The following is a 17068-nucleotide window of genomic DNA, read 5'->3' on the forward strand; positions in this document are numbered from 1 at the left end:
GCGACGGGAGGGCGGACCTCCTCGTTCCCGCTCCGGAGGACTGGCCGGCGTCCTACCGTAGATCATGATCCTCTGCCTGGTGGTGCTCGCCGCGGTCACGGGTCTGTGGTCGCTGTGCGCCCGGGGCCTGGAGCAGTGGAACGTACGCGCTCCTCTCGTCATGGTTCTCGCCGGTCTCGCCACCGGGCTGTCCACCAGCGCGATCGCCGACACGCTCGACGCGGGTGTGGCCCAGCACGTCGCCGAGATCATCCTGGCCGTGCTGCTGTTCGTCGACGCCAACGAGGTCCACGGCGGGCGGCTGTTCGGTGCCGAACCGCGGATGGCCGTCCGTACGCTGCTGGTCGCCATGCCGTTGAGCCTGGTCGCCGCGGTGCTGCTCGGCTGGCTGTTGCTTCCGGACGGTCTGTCGTGGCCGGCGCTGCTGGTGATCGGGTGCGCGCTCGTGCCGATCGACCTGGCGCCCGCCGAATCCCTGGTCCGGGACCGCCTCGTACCCGCCCGGGTGCGGGACGTGCTGAACGTGGAGAGCGGCTACAACGACGGCATCGTGTCGCCGATCTTCGCGTTCGCGCTGATCCTGGCCGGTACGTCGTCACCGGCCGACACCCCGCTCGAAGCTCTCGCCACCGCCGTGCCGTCGGCGTTGAAGGCGGTCGCGTGCGGGCTCGCGTTCGGGCTGGCCGTCGCGTGGCTGATGAACCTGGCCGAACGCCGCGAGTGGGTGACCGGGCAGTCCCGGCGGGTCCTGGTGGTGGCGGTGCCGCTGTTCACCTACACGGCCACCGTCGAGTTGGGCGGCAACGGGTTCGTGGCGGCGTTCGTCTGCGGGATCGCGTTCCGTTTCCTGCGCAAGGTGGCACCCCGGCGCCGGGTGAAGAATCCCGCGCAGACGCCCGAGTTGCAGCTGCTGGAGGACGTGGCGGCGCTGCTGACCGTCGGCATGTGGTTCTACCTGGGCAACGCGGCGGTGATGACGGTGCGTGACGGGGTCGGCTGGCGGATTCCGCTGTACTGCCTGGCCGTCCTCACCGTGGTGCGGATCGTACCGATGCTGTTGGCTCTGCTCGGATCCACCACCACGATGCGGGACCGGTTCGCGATCGGGGCGATCGGGCCGCGCGGCACCACGTCGATCGTTTTCGGTCTGCTCGCCTTCAACGATCTGCCCGCGGGGGAGCTGGCGGACACGGCGCTGACGACGATGACGCTGACGGTGATCGCCAGTGTGCTGGTGCACGGTCCGGGCGCGGTGATCGTCGGTCGGGTGAGCCATCGCGAAGCATCCCGAAATTTAACCATAAAACGGGCACGGTAACTTCTCAGCGGAAGGCTGGGAGGAGACACGATGGTCACGCGCCGTGAGCTGTTCACCCTGGGTGGAGCGGCGCTGATGCGGGTACCGGCGACCGCCTATCCCTTCACCCTCGGTGTCGCCTCCGGGGACCCGCTCCCGGAAGGCGTCGTCCTCTGGACCCGCCTGGCACCACGCCCGTTCGACCCGGCAGGCGGTCTGCCGGCCACCGACCATCCGGTGCAGTGGCAGGTCGCCGAGGACGAGCACTTCACCCGGCTGGTACGTCAGGGCACCGCCACCGCCGCGGCGGGTTACGGCCACTCGGTCCACGTCGACGTCCGTGGTCTCCAGCCGGGCCGCGACTACTTCTACCGGTTCCGTTCCGGCGGCCACCTCAGCCCGGCCGGCCGGACCCGCACCGCCCCCGCCCGGACCGCCAGCCCGGACCGGATGCGGTTCGCGGTCGCCTCCTGCCAGGACTACGGCACCGGCTGGTACACCGCCCACCGGCACCTCGCGACCGAGGACCTGGACGTGCTGTTCTTTCTCGGCGACTACATCTACGAGGGCGCGGTCACCGAGTCCGGTGGCGCCCGCGCCGACCCCGCACTGCAACTGCCGGACACGTTCGAACTGGCCACCGACACCCTCGACCTCTACCGGATGCGCTACGCCCTCTACCGCACCGACCCGGACCTGCAGGCCGCCCACGCCGCCTTCCCCTGGGCGCTCACCTGGGACGACCACGAGGTGCAGGACAACTACGCCGACACGGCGTCGCGTTTCGCCCTGCCGGCCGCCGACTTCGCCGTGCAGCGGGCCGACGCCTACCGCGCCTACTGGGAGAACCAGCCGCTGCGCAGCCCGCGCCAGCCGACCGGCCCGGACATGCCTCTCTACCGGCGGCTCCGGTTCGGCGACCTGGCCGACGCGTACATCCTGGACACCCGCCAGTACCGCGCCGACCAGGCATGCGGCGACGGTCTCCGGGCCGGCTGCCCGGAACGCGACGACCCGGCTCGTACGCTGCTCGGCGTGCAGCAGCGGCAATGGCTCCTCGACGGGATGACGTCGTCCGGTGCCCGATGGAACCTGCTGGCCCAACAGGTGATGCTCGCCGAATGCCGCTACGGCGCAGGCCGTCTCGACATGGACAAGTGGGACGGCTACGTACCGGATCGACGGGCCGTCCTGGACACTGCCGCCCGCGTACCGGGAACCGTGGTCCTGACCGGTGACATCCACGTCAACTACGCCGCCGACCTGCGCACCGACTTCAGCCGCCCGGACACCCCCGCGGTGGCGGTCGAACTGGTCGGCACCTCGATCACCAGCGGCGGCGACGGCTCCGACACCCTGCCCCAGCTGGACGAACAGTTACGCGCCAACCCTCACCTGCGGTTCGCGAACGCCCAGCGCGGCTACGTCCGCTGCGAACTGACCCGCGACACCCTCCGCGCCGACTACCGGGTGCTGACCGGGGTGACGGCGCGCGACTCCCCGATCAGCACCCGCGCGTCGTTCGTCTCCGAACGAGCCCGGCCGGCCCTGATGCCGGCATGATCCGCCTGGCCCTGCTGTGCGCGCTGCTCTGCACGCCGGTTCCGGCTGAGGCGGTACGTCTCACGGTCGATCCAAGCAGCCTCATGGTCATCACGGGTCGCTGCAATGCCCGAGACCTCGCGGTACGAATGACGAACACCTCCGAGATCCCGGTGTACGCCGACGCGATCCTGTCCGCATCCCCGGCCCTGCACCTGCAGCGACAGCGGATCACCACGTGGCTTCCGCCCGGTCAGACTCGAACCGTGCCGGTCCGGGTGAGCGCCCCCAGCAGCAGTTCCGATATCGCCGGCGAGGTGATCGTCACGAGCGGAACCCAGCGGGTGACCGTCGCGGTGACCGTGACCGGCCCGTCATCGGGGGCCGACCTGACCAGCCGGGCCACCCGGGTCACCGCGTCCTCGTTCCGGGCGGCCGGCCCGGTGTGCGCCGGAGCCGACGGCGACCCGGCCACGTGGTGGATCGACGGCACCAACCGCGTGTGGCCGGACCACTACGAGGTCGCCTGGGCCACCCCGTTTCACCCGTGCCGGGTGGTGGTCGGCACGCTCCCCGCGACCCAGGGTGGTCTCCGGGACTGGGATGTCCAGATCTGGTCCGACGAGACCTGGCTGACCGTCGACACCGTCCGGGAAAACACCGCCACCACCCGGACCAGCACTCTCCCGCCGATCCCGACGACGGCTGTGCGCATCCGCACCCTCGCCGCCAACGGCGCCGACGACCAGTCCCGCATCACCGACCTGCTCGTCGTGGACCGACCTGCCCCATCGGTTGCGCCTCGCCTGGACGGCTGAGCGGTTCGCGAGTCAGATCACCGTGAGGCTGCGCCGTTCCACCAGGACGACGTCGCGCCAGACGCCGTGGTGCCGGCCGACGCGCTCCCGGATGCCGACGGTGCGGAAACCACAGGCGGCGTGCAGGGCGAGGCTGGCCGTGTTCTCCGGGAAGATCCCTGACTGGACGGTCCAGATCCCGGCGGCCTCGGTCGACTCGATGAGCGCGCCGAGCAGGGCTTTGCCGATCCCGCGCCCGCGTGCGGCGGGATCCAGGTAGACGGAGTGCTCGACCACGCCCGCATAGACCTCGCGGTCCGAGACCCGGCCGCAGGCCACCCAGCCGAGCACCGTGCCGGCATTCTCGTCGCCGGGACTCTCGTCGACGGCCACGAACCGGTGTGCGGCCGGGCGCGACGCGACGAACCGCTCCCAGTCCGGCGTCGCCGTCTCGAACGTGGCGTGCCCGCCCTCGATCCCGAGCCGGTAGATCTCGAGTACCCGTACCGCGTGCTCGTCGGTCATCGCCATGATGCGCATGTGCCACCAATCAGTCGTGGATGTGGTGAGGGCGGCTGAGGGTGACCTCAGCCACCTGGATGAAGAAAGCCGGACACAAGCCGCATCGGGGACGGCAAGCGGTCGATGCGGTGTATCGGATTGGATCCAGATCTGTCAGGATGACGCAACTCCATCCTTTGATCGACTCTGCAGGCAACGATTCGGGGCTCCCGCACGTCTTGTCTAGTACGGCCATGGATGGCGCCAACGGGACCCCTCGATTGTGAGAGTCATGATTCGACGACGTAAGGTGATCATCGGCGCCGCGGGTGTGGCTGCCGTTGCCGTCACCGCCACCGCTGCCGGATGCAGCAGCAGCACGACGACCGGTGCAGCGGGCGCCACCGACACCACCGCGTGGGTCGACCCGGTGGCGAACATCGAGAAGGCCCTTCCGGTCCGGGTGACGGTCACCCCGGAGGCCGGGGCGGCCGACGTGTCCCCGGTGAAGCCGATCACCGTGAGTGTCGCCGACGGCACCCTGAAATCGGTCACCGTCACCGCCGGTAAGGCGAAGATCGACGGCAAGCTGCAGGACGACGGGACCTGGAAGTCCACCGAGGACCTGGCGTACGGCAAGAAGTACACCGTCACTGTCACCACCGCCGACAGCGTGGGCGGGGAGGCGTCCGAGGACGTCACCTTCACCACGCTGAAGCCGGAGAACACCGCGAAGGTCACCTTCCAGGCCAACGCGATGACCTCCCTCAAAGAGGGCAAGACGTATGGCGCCGGCCAGCCGGTGATCGTCGCGTTCAGCCGCGCGGTCAACAAGAAGGCGGCCGAGAAGGCCATCGAGATCACCACGTCGCCGCAGGTCGAGGGCAAGTTCTACTGGAAGAACGACAGTACCGTGCACTGGCGGCCGGCGAAGTACTGGGAAGCTGGCACCAAGATCAAGGTGGCCGTCAACATGTTCGGCGTCAAGCTGGGCAAGACGACGTACGGCACGAAGAACGTCTCGACGAACTTCAAGATCGGGCGCCAGCTGATCGCGATCGCCGACAATCGCACGCACATGACCAAGGTCTACATCAACGGCAAACTGGTCCGGACGATGAAGAGCAGCCTCGGCAAGGGCGGCGGCACCACCGGCTCGAACGGTGAGAAGATCAGCTACTGGACGGCCGGTGGTCCGCATGTCGTCCTCGCGATCGAGCGGAAGCACTCGATGAGCTCGGGCAGTTACGGCGTCAGCGACCCGAACGACCCGAACTTCTACGCCCCGATGGTGGTCGACTACTGCACCCGGATCTCCTACTCGGGTGAGTTCCTGCACGCCGCGCCGTGGAACGGGGCGCTGGGCCGGGAGAACCGCTCGCACGGCTGCATCAACCTGAGCACCGCCGACGCCAAGTGGGTGTACGAGAACTTCATGCTCGGCGACATCCTCGACGTCAAGAACAGCCCGCGCGAACTACCGATCTGGAACGGGCTCGGCGACTGGACGGTCTCGTTCGACCGTTACGGGAACTGATCGCGACCAGAGCCGAAAGTCTCTGTCGGCCGGAGCCGTTCTGGTCCAGAATGGCGATCAGCGGAGGTGGATGTGATGGAGTTCCTGATCATCGTCACTATCGGTGTCGCCATCGTCGCCGTGGCGTTCCTGTTTCCGGACCGTGAGGTCACGGAGCGGGCCGCCCCGGCGAGACCGGCTGACGAGCCGGTGACGGAGCGTGCGGCGAGTCCGACGACCCTGGAGGGCGCGCTCGTCGCACAACTGTTGGCCAGCCAGATCACTTCCGGTCAGTACCGCACTGCCGTCGCCCGCCTCGCCGAGCGCGACGATGAACGCAACCCGTTGAGTTTCGGATAACTCCCGGGAACCACAGGGCGCCGGGAAACGACTCCTCACCGAGACGATGTGATCCGGATCGAGGAGTTCCCCCCTGTCTACCTTCAGCCAGATCAGGCCCCTGCTACTACGGCTGCACTTCTACGCCGGCCTCCTGATCGGACCGTTCCTACTGGTCGCGGCGATCAGCGGCGGCCTGTACGCGCTCAGCCCGCAACTGGAGAAGGTCGTCCACGCCGACCTGCTGCGACCACCGAACACCGGCACCGCCCCGATCCCGCTGGCCCGTCAGGTGGCCGCCGCCGAGCAGGTCACCACGGTTGCGAACCTGGTCGCGGTACGCCCGGCACCGGCCGGCGGTACCACGCGGGTGATCTTCGATGACGGGCGGTTCGCCGAGTCGTACCGGCACGCGGTCTTCGTCGACCCGGGCACCGGCGCGATCCTGGGACAGTCGAGCGTCTACGGCACCACCGGAGCACTGCCGGTCCGGTCGTGGATCGACGAACTGCACCGGTCACTGCACCTGGGTGACGTCGGCCGCTACTACAGCGAACTCGCGGCGTCGTGGCTGTGGGTGGTCACCCTCGGGGGAGTGGCGATGTGGCTGGGGCGGGTCCGGCGTACCGGCAAGAAGCCGTTGACCGGAAGAGCCCGCACCCGGACCTGGCACGGACTGCTCGGGCTGTGGATGGCCGCCGGTTTCCTGGCACTCTCCGCGACCGGCCTGACCTGGTCCACCTTCGCCGGGGAGAACGTCACCCAACTCCGCGAACAACTCGACTGGTCGACACCCTCGGTGAGCACCACCGTCGTCGCCGCGCCGGTCGTCACCGGCGGTGAGCACTCCTCGCACGGCGGCGGGACACCTGCCGACACCGGGACCGTCGACGTCACCACGATCGACGCGGTGTGGGCCGCCGCCCATGCCGCCGAGGTGGACTCGGACCAGGTGGAGATCGGCCTGCCCAAGGGCGAGGGCCGCACCTGGACGGTGACCGAGGTGCACCGGGCCTACCCGACGTCGGTCGACGTGGCCGCCGTCGACCCGGTGACGTTGCAGGTCACCGACGTGGTGCGGTTCGCCGACTACCCGTTCATGGCCAAGATGGCCCGCTGGGGCGTCGACCTGCACATGGGCACGATGTTCGGCCTGGTCAACCAGATCGCCCTCACGGTGCTGGCTCTCGGCCTGGCCGCGATGATCGTTCTCGGTTACCGGATGTGGTGGCAGCGCCGTCCGGTGCGGGGCTCCCGGAGTCTGTTCGGCGGTCCGGCGCCCGCGCGCGGGGCCTGGCTGAAACTGCCCGCCTGGCTGATCGTCGTGGGCGTCCCGCTGGTTTTCGCGGTCTCCTGGTTCCTTCCGCTGTTCGGCATCCCGCTGCTGGTGTTCCTGCTGGTGGACATCGCGATCGGCGCTTTCACCCGACCCGTGCCACCGGTTCCGGTCTCCGCGGAGTCCGCCCGTTCAGAACCGGTCACTACGGCCTGAACAGGCTCTCCATCAGCCCCGGTGGCACCTGCGACCATCGGGGCCGGCGGTCCTTGTCGATGATCTGCGCCCGGATTCCCTCGGCCAGATCCGGCAGCCGCAACAGCGCTGCCGACAGCCGGTACTCCTGATCGAGTGCCGCCCGCAGATCCGGCAACCCGGCCGCCGTTCGCAGTGAACGCAACGTGACGGCCAGGGATGTCGGTGACTTGCCGTCGATCTGTTTCGCCGCAGCCCGGGCGGCCTCGACCGGATGCGCGGCGAGCCGTTCGCGGATCACCGCGAGATCGTCACCGGCATAACATTCGTCGATCCATTCCCGGGCCTCGCCGAGTTCCCCCACGGGCCGGTCACCGGGTGTCACCGCGACCCCTTCTTTCCAATCCGCGATCAGGTACGGGAGACGCTCGGAGCGGACGAGACAGTCGGCCAGCCCCACCGTGATCGCGTCGCCCGCCCCGATCGTCGTGCCGGTCAGCGCCAGATGGGTGCCCAGCTCACCCGGCGCCCGCGACAGCAGCCACGAGCCGCCCACGTCCGGGTGGAAACCGATACCCACCTCGGGCATGGCCAGCCGGGACCGTTCGGTGACGATCCGCAGTGACGCGTGGGCGGACACCCCGATCCCGCCGCCCATCACCAGCCCGTCCATCCAGGCGACGATCGGTTTCGGATATCCGGCGATGGCGGCGTTGAGGTCGTACTCCCGGGCCCAGAACTCCAGCGACCCGGTGCCCCCGGAAACCGCGTCCGCGTGCATGGCCCGCAGATCCCCACCGGCGCAGAGACCACGCTCCCCGGCCCCGGTGATCAGCACCGTCCGCACCCGGTCGTCGGACTCCCATTCCCGCAGCACGTCAGCGACGAGTCCGACCATCTCGGCGGTCAGTGCGTTGATGGCTTCCGGCCGGTTCAGGATCACCTGGCCGAGCTGACCTTCCACGATCGTGAGCACGGGCGACGTACACAAATGATGTCCTTCGGTCATTTCTGGGGCGGGACCGGCGCGACCGGGCGGATCGCGGTGAACTGGTGATGTTCGTAGCGGGTGGCGGCGAGCAGCAGCAACCATTCGTCGCAGCCCTGCCACGGGTGGATGTCGGCGGCACCGCCGCGCACCACCCGGGGACCGTCACCGGTGCGGGGCCGGGCATCGTCCGGGGCGCCCGTGAAGCCAGGGATCCACACGTCGGCGCAGATCTCGTTCGCTGAGCCCATGGCGGCCAGTCCGAACGCGTTCTCGGCGTCGGCTGTCCGCAACTCATCCCTGAAATCGTGGAGCACTTGCTCCTCGCCGGGCTTGCCGTCGCCACGGAAGGTCAGAGTGGTGGTGCCGCCCCGGGCCGCGTACTCCCACTCGGCCTCGCTGGGCAGCCGGAACGGCAGTTCAGCAAGTAGGTCATCCAGGTCGTCCTCGAGCCGGGCCGTGCCGGATTCCGCGTCGGTGTAGTCGTCCTCATATTCGGGCAGCCAGTGCCGAACCTGAGCGACCGTCAACGGGTGCCGGGCGATCAGGAACGGCGCGACGTGCACGTCACGGACCGGCTGGGCCTCTGCGGCGCCGGCGAAGAACGACGTGAGGTCGTCCTCGGCGCCGCCACTGCGCTCGATCGCGCGTACCGCCGCCAGTTCGTTCTCGGACAAGCCCATCCGGAACGTCCCGCCCGGCACCTCCCGGAAGACGACGCCGGAGGGGGTGTGCCGCCAGGCCGGCCGGTCGGCCACGATCTCCTCGGTCCACATGGCGCCGAACGTTAGCAGCGCTTGACCCGCGACCGGAGAATGGCTTGGTCAGCGAATCGCCGATGCCGGGGGAGGCGCGGGGTGGAACAGCGCGGCCGGGGCCGGTGTCCGGTCTGTGGACGGATCGCCGGAATCACCGCCGAGGGGCGGGTCGCGCGGCATGACGGCACGATCCGGGCCTATGCCCCGCCTCAGGAGTGTCCGGGTGGTGGACGGCTGCCGCAGGATGATCCACCCGACTAGTTGATCTCTGTCGGGTGACGTGTTGAACACACCATGTTGGGTTATGACTTTCTGGCCTGACCTAGATATGGTGTTCCACGCAGCTGGTTCGGCCGGGCCCTCACGGGTCCGTCCGAGGCAACAGGGAACCCGGTGCAAGGCCGGGACTGCCCCGCAGCGGTGAGTGGGAACGACAACCGTCAGGTAAGCACTGGGCCCGTCCCGGGCCTGGGAAGCGACGGTCGGTAGGTGGCTCTGGCGACAAGCCGGAGCCGTGCCCACGAGTCCGAAGACCTGCCAGCGTGCCGTGCATCGCGGTGATGTGCGGCGGTTGAAGGCCGCGTGGGACGGCTGACGCCGAGCGTCCGCGTGGCCGTGTGCCCGTGGACGGCTGGTGTCTGTCCTCCACGCGTCGGGCTCGCGAGGGAGGAGTGGGCATGACGCTCACCACCAAGGTCACCAGTGTGCCGGAGCAGCGGCGGCATGTGATGCAGGTGCGTAAGAGAAACGGCGATCTGGAGCCGGTCGACGTCAACAAGATCGTCAAAGCGGTCGAGTTGTGGGTCGCCGATCTGGACGAGGTCGACCCGCTGCGGGTGGCGACCAAGACGATCAGTGGCCTGTACGACGGCGCGACCACCGCTGAGCTGGACAAGCTGTCGATCCAGACGGCTGCCGAGCTGATCGGTGAGGAGCCGCAGTACTCGAAGCTGGCGGCCCGGCTGCTGGCGGCGTACGTCGACAAGGAGGTCCGCCTCCAGGGCGTCGCGAGCTTCAGCCAGTCGATCCGGTACGCCCACTCCGAAGGCCTGATCGGCGACGAGACCGCCGCGTTCGTGGCCGCGAACGCCCGCAAGCTCGACGACGCCATCGACCCGGCCGGTGACCTGCGCTTCGAATATTTCGGGCTGCGCACCGTCGCGGACCGTTACCTGCTGCGCCACCCGACCGAGCGTCTGGTCGTGGAGACCCCGCAGTACTGGCTGCTGCGGGTCGCCTGTGGCCTGTCCAAGGACGCCCGTGAGGCGATCGGCTTCTACCGGCTGATGTCGTCGCTGGCGTACCTGCCCAGCTCACCGACCCTGTTCAACTCGGGCACCCGGCACACCCAGATGTCGTCGTGTTTCCTGGTCGACTCGCCGAAGGACGAGCTGGACTCGATCTACGAGCGGTACCACCAGGTCGCGAAGCTGTCGAAGTTCTCCGGCGGCATCGGTATCGCCTGGTCGCGGGTCCGCGGCCGGGGCGCGCTGATCCGGGGCACCAACGGCAAGTCCAACGGCATCGTCCCGTTCCTGAAGACCCTCGACGCCGGGGTGGCGGCGGTCAACCAGGGCGGCCGGCGCAAGGGCGCGGCCTGCGTGTACCTGGAGCCGTGGCACCCGGACATCGAGGAGTTCCTGGAACTGCGCGACAACACCGGTGAGGAGTCGCGCCGCACCCACAACCTGAACCTGGCGAACTGGATCCCGGACGAGTTCATGCGCCGCGTCGAGGCCGACGGCGACTGGTCGCTGATCGACCCGTCCGAGGCCCCGGAGTTGCCCGACCTGTTCGGGGAGGCGTTCGACGACGCTTACCGGGCCGCGGAGAAGAAAGCGGTCAAGACCGTCAAGGCCCGCGACTTGTACGGCCGGATGATGCGCACGCTGGCACAGACCGGCAACGGCTGGATGACGTTCAAGGACCGCTCGAACGCGCTGTCGAACCAGACCGGCGAGCCCGGCAACACCATCCACCTGTCGAACCTTTGCACCGAGATCCTCGAGGTCAACAACGACGACGAGACCGCCGTCTGCAACCTCGGCTCGGTCAACCTGGGCGCACACGTCACCGCTGACGGTGTCGACTGGGAGAAGCTGCGCGAGACGGTGCGCACGGCCGTGGTCTACCTGGACCGGGTCATCGACATCAACTACTACCCGTCCGACCAGGCCGCCGCGTCGAACCCGCGCTGGCGTCCGGTCGGCCTCGGGCTGATGGGTCTGCAGGACGCGTTCTTCACGCTGCGGCTCCCGTTCGATTCGGCCGAGGCCCGCGAGCTCTCCACCCGCGTACAGGAAGAGATCTTCCTTACCGCTCTTGAGGTCTCGGTCGATCTGGCGACGAAGTTCGGCCCGCACCCGGCCTACTCCGAGACGCGTGCCGCCAAGGGTGACCTGCACCACGAGCTGTGGGGTGCCGACCCGGCGCAGGCTTCGCGCTGGGCCGAGGTGAAGGAGCGGATCGCCGAGCACGGGCTGCGTAACTCGCTGCTGATCGCGATCGCGCCGACCGCCACCATCGCGTCGATCGCCGGTGCCTACGAGTGCATCGAGCCGCAGGTGTCCAACCTGTTCAAGCGCGAGACGATGTCCGGTGAGTTCCTGCAGATCAACACCTATCTGGTACGCGAACTCAAGTCCCGCGGCCTGTGGACCGCGCCGATCCGTGAGGCGATCAAACGGGCCGAGGGTTCCGTGCAGGGCATCAACGAGCTGCCCGCCGAGGTGCGCGAACTGTTCCGGACCGCGTGGGAACTGCCGCAGAAGGCGCTGATCGAGCTGGCGGCGGCACGTGCCCCGTACATCGACCAGTCGCAGTCGCTGAACCTGTTCATGGCCGCGCCGACCATCAACAAGGTCTCGTCGATGTACCTGTACGCGTGGAAGGCCGGCCTGAAGACGTCGTACTACCTGCGCTCCCGCCCGGCCACCCGGATCCAGCAGGCCACCGTCACGGTCGCGCCCGTCACGGTCGCGCCCGTCACGGTCGCGCCCGCCGCGGTCGCACCGGTCGCGGCCGTGGTCCCCGCGCAGACCACCACCACACCGAGCGTGAACCTGCTCGGCAACCTCGGCGGCGAGCTCGCCGCTTCCCTTGAGAACCCCGACATCTGTGAGGCATGCCAGTAATGCTGCTCGACCCCGGTATGGACCTGACCCTGCGGCCGATGAAGTACCCGCACTTCTTCGACCGTTTCAAGGACGCCATCAAGAACACCTGGACGGTCGAGGAGGTCGACCTGCACTCCGACCTCGCCGACCTCGCCAAGCTGTCGCCCGCCGAACAGCACCTGGTGTCCCGGCTGGTCGCGTTCTTCGCCACCGGTGACACCATCGTGGCGAACAACCTGGTGCTCAACCTGTACCAGCACGTCAACTCGCCGGAAGGCCGGCTCTACCTGTCGCGGCAGCTGTTCGAGGAGGCCGTGCACGTTCAGTTCTATCTGAATCTGCTCGACACCTACGTGCCCGACGAGCAGGAGCGCAACGAGGCGTTCGCCGCGGTCGAGAACATCCCCTCGATCGCTCGTAAGGCCGAGTTCTGCTTCAAGTGGATCGACTCGGTCTTCGACCTGCGGGCGCTGGAGACCAAGGAGCACCGCCGGGCGTTCCTGCTCAACGTGATCTGTTTCGCGGCGTGCATCGAGGGACTGTTCTTCTACGGCGCTTTCGCGTACGTCTACTTCCTCCGTTCCCGGGGCGTGCTCCAGGGCCTGGCGTCCGGCACGAACTGGGTGTTCCGCGACGAGAGCATGCACATGGCGTTCGCTTTCGACGTGGTCGACCAGGTCCGCGCCGAGGAGCCGGACCTGTTCGACGACAAGATGCGCCAGCAGGTCCGCGACATGATGGACGAGGCTGTCGAGTGTGAGGTCCAGTTCGCCGGTGACCTGCTCGAACAGGGCGTCTCCGGGATGTCGCTCGGTGACATGCGCGAGTACCTGCAGCATGTGGCCGACCGTCGCCTGCAGGCCCTCGGTATCGACCCGGTGTACGGCAGCAAGAACCCGTTCGCCTTCATGGAATTGCAGGACGTCCAGGAGCTGTCGAACTTCTTCGAACGGCGCGTCTCCGCCTACCAGGTGGGCGTGACCGGCTCGGTCAGTTTCGACGACGACTTCTGATCCCAGGACGCCCGGTCACGCCTTTGCCGGGGCGTGACCGGGCCCTGGCGTGCACAGCGCTGCTACGGTGCCCAGGGTCGTACCAGAAAGATCTTGGGGTGGTGCTTTATGGAGCTCGGATTCGGACCGATCGCGGTAGCGCTCGTTGTCGTGCTGCTGGTCGTGCTGGCTTTCCGGAAGTCGTCGTGGTCCGCCGCGATCGGCTTGGGAATCGCCCTGGTGCTGCTCAGCGGTTTCCTGCTCAACACGCTGATTCTCGACGAGCCCTACATCGAGAAGGACCTGAACAGCAACCTGGACTCGGCGGCCCTGATCGGCGGCTCGGCTGTCATCGGCATCGCGCTGGGTGTCTTCGGTTTCCTGAAGCGCCCCAAGACCCGGGCCTGACCCGGTCACCGGTAGCCCTGGCAGATCCCTAGTACCGTGCCGCATGGGTGATCTGTTCGAACGGTGAGGGGCGCGGGCTGTGAGCGGGTTCGAGGTTCAGATCGGTCAGTTGCGCAGTGCGGCCGAGGCTGCCGGATCCGCTGCGGACCAGGCTCGGGTGGTGAAACCGGGCACCGGCCTGGAAGAGATCCCGGCAGCCCTGCCCGGCGGGACCGCGGCCGGCAGCGCGCCCGCTCTGGCGACGGCGTTCAACGAGCGGGCGCGGAGCTGGGCGGACGAGATCGACCGCTGGAGCGCCTCGGTCACGGCGGCCGCGAAACAGTATTCCGCCAGTGATGACGCCGCGCGACAAGCTTTCGGGCGATGACCGTGCGGTACGACGACGTCCGCAGATGGGACGCTGACGCCCTCGACACGGCTGCCGCCAGCCTGCGGGGCCGCCAGGACGAACTCGTCGACCTGCAGGACGAACTCGACGACGCCAAGAGGCTGCCCGACTGGCACGGCATCGCGGGCGAGCGGGCCGGCAGCTCCCTGGGTGTCACCCGGAACAAGGCCGAGATCCTGGTCGCGGAGTTGTCGGCCGTCGAACGGGCGCTGCGGAACGCGTCGGACGACGTGCGCGCCCTGAAGAACCGGATCGCCGACAACGACTCCCTCGCCGGCACCTACCAGTTCCACATCGCCGCCGACGGCACGATCGTGGACGACAAGCCCGCCGACCCGGTGCCGAGGTCACGGTTCGAGGCCGAGGAGTTCGCCGAGGCCGGGCGGTACCGCGAGAGCATCAGGCAGCAGCTGGTGCAGGAGACCACGGCGATCCTGACCACGGCGACCAGCATCGACGCCACGCTCGCCCGGGTCTTCCAGCTCGCGCGGGACCGCCAGATCAGCGACCACGAGGCGACCACCCTGGCCGGCGCCCGCCCGGGCGGGGACCTCGACGCTCGAGTGGCCGATATGGAACAGTCGCTGCGCGACGCCGGGCTGCTGAGCGGGCCGCCCAGCTCCGGTCCTTACCGGCAGTGGCTGGAGAACGCCGTGCGCCGTGGCGTGCCGATCGACACGATCAAGCAGATCGCCGCCGACCACCACATCACGCCGGAGGACTTCGCGATCCTCGACGGCATGGAGGAGATCCGTGAGGACGATGACCGGGACGGGATCTCCAAGTCGTACTTCCTGATGCCGGTCGGGACCAGCGGGGACGACGCCGCCAAGGCGGTGCGGATGACCTACCTGCTGAACGCGGGCACCGACTACAGCGGCGGCGACTTCACTCCGGCCCCGTACGGATCCGGGGAACTGCGGCGCATCACCGACCGGCAACGGGACAACTCCTGGAGCTACGACGACGATGTGGACTTCGTGCACGGCAACGGCGGGCGGCTGGTGACCACCCCGAACGGCATGATGATGGGCCTGGGCGGAAACCTCGTCCAGGACCAGTTCAGCCAGAAGGGCGGAACGACATGGGGCGACACGTTCATGCTGAACATCGACGACCCGAAGGATCCGGCCGACCAACTCCGAGCGGTGGCGTCGTCGGGCCGCACGTGGTTCGAGGACGACAGCGGCCCGTACCAGGATGACCTCGACATCGACCGTCTGCTGCACCACGAGGAACGCCACTCCCAACAGTGGGCGAGCGAGGGCTACACCAAATTCCTGGCCTCGTACGGGTGGGAACAGGTCACCGGCGGCAACGACACCGAGGAAGGCGCGGGTCTGTCCGATGGCGGATATTAGGAGGCGGCTGCGTGCCGCCTGCGCTGCTGTTCTCGTGGCGGCGCTGACCGCGGCGTGTGACACCACGGCACAGTTCGCGCCGTCACTGCCGGTGGAGGCCGGGTTCCGCGTCGACGCCGGCGTCCTGAAAGTGTGGACCGGCACCCCGTGTCCCGGCGTCCTGGCCGTGACGCTGATCTTCGACGTCGGCACGTCGGGCAGCGCGAAGCAGGTGTGGACCGTGCCGAAACCGGGCGTGCTGCTGGAACGCATGGACCTGCTGACCACCGCCGGCGAATCGTTCCCCGACCCCTACTCCTACCCCGAGGGCGTCCTCCAGGTCGAGGAGCCGATGCCCACGGACTACGACTGGACCAAGGCCGAGTCCCTCAACTTCGCCGTTGACGGCCCGCCGTCGTTCGGCGCCCGCATCGACGTCCCCCGGATGTTGCGCGAGTCCCCCGAACACCCACCCGAAAGCTACTTCTTCGGCCGCAGCGGCTGGCTGACCGCAGCAGACGTCCAACGCGAGAACCTGAAGTCGTTCCTGACCATCTGTACCCCCGACCCCAAGTAGCAGCACCCCCGACGTTGCTTTTCGATCGGGCACAATCCGACGGTGGAGACGCAGGCCCTGCTGACAGCAGCCCTGAACGTCCCCTTCTCCACCGATCATGAGGGTCACATTTCGAGCCGTTCGATGAGTTCGATTCGGCGGAGGAGACCACCAACTGGTGGCGAGCCTGGACCGGCAATGAGGAGGCCGGCGAGCCACCACTGCGGTTCTTCGGCAAGGACGGATCGGGAGGTCAAGCCACCATCTGGCTATCTGACCCGAACGCGCCGTTTGAGGCTCAACCGGTGGTATTTCTTGGCTCTGAGGGTGCACTGGCCGTACTCGCCCAGAATCTCGGCGACTATCTGTGGCTGTTGGCCAACGGGGTTGGACCGCTCGAGCCGGTCGGTGGGCTGAATCGCCAGCCACAGCCGATCCCAGAGCTCGTCGCTCTTGCGCCCGGCGAGCCGCGTTCCAGCGCGGCCGTTTTGGCCGCTGCCGAGACCCTCCTGGAGCGCCTGAAGGAATTCGTCGAAGAGGCCTGCAACGGTCCCTTCGACGACGAGGGCGAGCCGATCTGAGTCAATTGCTGAGTTCGGCGTTTGGCTTCCTCGCACGGCACGAAGGTCACCATCGACGTTCTCCGGCTACGTCAGCCGACATCCGCTCCTCGGCAGGCACCCGGCAGGTTTACGACTATCACGCTCTCGGCGGCAGTCCAGCGCGGCTCAAGGCGCGCAGCCCGAGTCCGACAGCGGATGGAGGGGACAGGTCCGGCTCGGCGGCGGGTCTTCACTGCGCGATTTGCGGGTTGCCCCCCCCGCTGCGTGTTCGGATGATGAGCGATGGTGGAAAGTTTGGCGGGCAAATTCGGGAGCCGGGATGCTTCGGCCTCCTCCGTTTCTTGTCGGGCTAGAATTTCCAATGCCGCCGCTGGGGTTCGGGGGTGGTGCAAAGCGTTACTTTGTACGCGTGATGCGCGCTTTGTCGTAGTCGCTCACAGGCCGCAATCCATCGGCCTCGTCGCCACAATAGTGGGGTACTCGCCAGCCGTTTCCC

16 protein-coding genes and 1 riboswitch are annotated in these 17068 nt (G+C 68.1%); of the genes, 13 read left to right on the plus strand and 3 right to left on the minus strand.

The genetic code is table 11. From position 1 onward, the window contains the following. The first annotated feature begins 64 nt into the window (after positions 1–64). From BLU81_RS49090 to BLU81_RS05825, 3 genes are read left to right on the plus strand one after another with little or no spacing between them, the layout of a single operon-like run. The gene (locus BLU81_RS49090) at positions 65–1318 is read left to right on the plus strand and encodes a cation:proton antiporter (protein ID WP_172890499.1); all 1254 of its coding nucleotides are present in this window, start codon (positions 65–67) and stop codon (positions 1316–1318) included. Between the two features lie 30 nt (positions 1319–1348). After that, positions 1349–2860: an alkaline phosphatase D family protein gene (locus tag BLU81_RS49095; protein WP_172890500.1), complete on the plus strand. Its 1512-nt coding sequence runs from the start codon at positions 1349–1351 to the stop codon at positions 2858–2860. Further along, positions 2857–3657: a hypothetical protein gene (locus BLU81_RS05825; RefSeq protein ID WP_092542324.1), complete on the plus strand. Its 801-nt coding sequence runs from the start codon at positions 2857–2859 to the stop codon at positions 3655–3657. The genes BLU81_RS49095 and BLU81_RS05825 overlap by 4 nt, the downstream gene beginning before the upstream one ends. A 12-nt stretch (positions 3658–3669) precedes the next feature. On the opposite strand, the gene BLU81_RS05830 is transcribed toward BLU81_RS05825, so the two are convergent. Continuing rightward, complete coding sequence (locus tag BLU81_RS05830) at positions 3670–4176, minus strand: GNAT family N-acetyltransferase (protein ID WP_231954210.1); 507 nt, start codon at positions 4174–4176, stop codon at positions 3670–3672. A gap of 253 nt (positions 4177–4429) precedes the next feature. On the opposite strand from BLU81_RS05830, the gene BLU81_RS05835 reads away from it, so the two are divergent. From BLU81_RS05835 to BLU81_RS05845, 3 genes are all read left to right on the plus strand, one after another. Next, positions 4430–5674 carry a L,D-transpeptidase gene (locus BLU81_RS05835; protein WP_092542326.1) on the plus strand — a complete coding sequence of 415 codons (1245 nt, stop codon included), beginning with the start codon at positions 4430–4432 and terminating at the stop codon, positions 5672–5674. A gap of 75 nt (positions 5675–5749) precedes the next feature. Further along, positions 5750–6013: a hypothetical protein gene (locus tag BLU81_RS05840; protein WP_092542328.1), complete on the plus strand. Its 264-nt coding sequence runs from the start codon at positions 5750–5752 to the stop codon at positions 6011–6013. 112 nt (positions 6014–6125) lie between these two features. Further along, positions 6126–7484 carry a PepSY-associated TM helix domain-containing protein gene (locus tag BLU81_RS05845; protein WP_269461093.1) on the plus strand — a complete coding sequence of 453 codons (1359 nt, stop codon included), beginning with the start codon at positions 6126–6128 and terminating at the stop codon, positions 7482–7484. Here the strand turns inward: BLU81_RS05845 and BLU81_RS05850 are convergent. Further along, the gene (locus BLU81_RS05850) at positions 7474–8454 is read right to left on the minus strand and encodes an enoyl-CoA hydratase/isomerase family protein (protein ID WP_231954212.1); all 981 of its coding nucleotides are present in this window, start codon (positions 8452–8454) and stop codon (positions 7474–7476) included. The genes BLU81_RS05845 and BLU81_RS05850 overlap by 11 nt on opposite strands. A 14-nt stretch (positions 8455–8468) precedes the next feature. Beyond that, the gene (locus BLU81_RS05855) at positions 8469–9227 is read right to left on the minus strand and encodes a formylglycine-generating enzyme family protein (protein ID WP_092542334.1); all 759 of its coding nucleotides are present in this window, start codon (positions 9225–9227) and stop codon (positions 8469–8471) included. Positions 9228–9537: 310 nt separating this feature from the next. Beyond that, positions 9538–9765, plus strand: a riboswitch (cobalamin riboswitch). Between the two features lie 121 nt (positions 9766–9886). Here BLU81_RS05855 and BLU81_RS05860 point away from each other — a divergent pair. The 7 genes from BLU81_RS05860 (at position 9887) to BLU81_RS05890 (ending at position 16590) form a co-directional block, all read left to right on the plus strand. After that, complete coding sequence (locus tag BLU81_RS05860) at positions 9887–12343, plus strand: ribonucleoside-diphosphate reductase subunit alpha (protein ID WP_092542336.1); 2457 nt, start codon at positions 9887–9889, stop codon at positions 12341–12343. Then, positions 12343–13338 (plus strand): ribonucleotide-diphosphate reductase subunit beta, encoded by a 996-nt coding sequence (locus BLU81_RS05865; RefSeq protein ID WP_092542338.1) that lies wholly within the window; start codon positions 12343–12345, stop codon positions 13336–13338. Before BLU81_RS05860 ends, BLU81_RS05865 begins: the two co-directional genes overlap by 1 nt. A gap of 108 nt (positions 13339–13446) precedes the next feature. Continuing rightward, positions 13447–13725 (plus strand): hypothetical protein, encoded by a 279-nt coding sequence (locus tag BLU81_RS05870; protein ID WP_092542340.1) that lies wholly within the window; start codon positions 13447–13449, stop codon positions 13723–13725. 79 nt (positions 13726–13804) lie between these two features. Continuing rightward, positions 13805–14092, plus strand: a complete 288-nt coding sequence (locus BLU81_RS05875) for a hypothetical protein (protein WP_092542342.1) — start codon at positions 13805–13807, stop codon at positions 14090–14092. Continuing rightward, entirely contained in the window at positions 14089–15474 is a 1386-nt protein-coding gene (locus BLU81_RS05880; protein WP_092542344.1) for a hypothetical protein, read from the plus strand. The genes BLU81_RS05875 and BLU81_RS05880 overlap by 4 nt, the downstream gene beginning before the upstream one ends. Beyond that, a complete protein-coding gene (locus BLU81_RS05885) occupies positions 15461–16030 on the plus strand; it encodes a hypothetical protein (protein ID WP_092542346.1) in 570 nt (189 codons plus the stop codon). The genes BLU81_RS05880 and BLU81_RS05885 overlap by 14 nt, the downstream gene beginning before the upstream one ends. A gap of 284 nt (positions 16031–16314) precedes the next feature. Then, positions 16315–16590 (plus strand): hypothetical protein, encoded by a 276-nt coding sequence (locus tag BLU81_RS05890; RefSeq protein ID WP_092542348.1) that lies wholly within the window; start codon positions 16315–16317, stop codon positions 16588–16590. Positions 16591–17068: the final 478 nt, after the last annotated feature.

The organism is Actinoplanes derwentensis (assembly GCF_900104725.1).
Lineage (GTDB): Bacteria > Actinomycetota > Actinomycetes > Mycobacteriales > Micromonosporaceae > Actinoplanes > Actinoplanes derwentensis.